Here is an 883-nt window from a genome sequence, read left to right on the forward strand (position 1 = left end):
GGGCTCTGTTGCAAAAATCGTGAAGCTTGAGCATGCTTGGCGGAGATTGGACGGACGGAACGATGACGGATTTCAAGTGGCGCCATTTCCAGGGTGATGTGATCCTGTGGGCGGTGCGCTGGTATTGTCGCTATCCGATCAGCTATCGCGACCTTGAGGAAATGCTGGCGGAACGCGGCATTTCGGTCGACCATACGACGATCTATCGCTGGGTCCAGTGCTACGCCCCGGAGATGGAGAAGCGGCTGCGCTGGTTCTGGCGGCGTGGCTTTGATCCGAGCTGGCGCCTGGATGAAACCTACGTCAAGGTGCGGGGCAAGTGGACCTACCTGTACCGGGCAGTCGACAAGCGGGGCGACACGATCGATTTCTACCTGTCGCCGACCCGCAGCGCCAAGGCAGCGAAGCGGTTCCTGGGCAAGGCCCTGCGAGGCCTGAAGCACTGGGAAAAGCCTGCCACGCTCAATACCGACAAAGCGCCGAGCTATGGTGCAGCGATCACCGAATTGAAGCGCGAAGGAAAGCTGGACCGGGAGACGGCCCACCGGCAGGTGAAGTATCTCAATAACGTGATCGAGGCCGATCACGGAAAGCTCAAGATACTGATCAAGCCGGTGCGCGGTTTCAAATCGATCCCCACGGCCTATGCCACGATCAAGGGATTCGAAGTCATGCGAGCCCTGCGCAAAGGACAGGCTCGCCCCTGGTGCCTGCAGCCCGGCATCAGGGGCGAGGTGCGCCTTGTGGAGAGAGCTTTTGGCATTGGGCCCTCGGCGCTGACGGAGGCCATGGGCATGCTCAACCACCATTTCGCAGCAGCCGCCTGATCGGCGCAGAGCGACAGCCTACCTCTGACTGCCGCCAATCTTTGCAACAGAGCCCA

The 883-nt window shown here is 60.6% G+C and carries 1 protein-coding gene; it reads left to right on the top strand.

The genetic code is table 11. The annotated features are described in order from the left end of the window. The first annotated feature begins 62 nt into the window (after nt 1-62). Complete coding sequence (locus ISP17_RS19495; RefSeq protein ID WP_001389365.1) at nt 63-827, top strand: IS6-like element IS6100 family transposase; 765 nt, start codon at nt 63-65, stop codon at nt 825-827. The last annotated feature ends 56 nt before the right edge of the window (nt 828-883 follow it).

Source organism: Dyella ginsengisoli, from assembly GCF_044904665.1.
Taxonomy (GTDB): Bacteria; Pseudomonadota; Gammaproteobacteria; order Xanthomonadales; family Rhodanobacteraceae; genus Dyella_A; species Dyella_A ginsengisoli.

Excerpts from the sequence above, each read along its gene's own strand:
- ISP17_RS19495 (WP_001389365.1), top strand. The coding sequence starts at position 63 with ATGACGGATTTCAAGTGGCGCCATTTCCAGGGTGATGTGATCCTGTGG.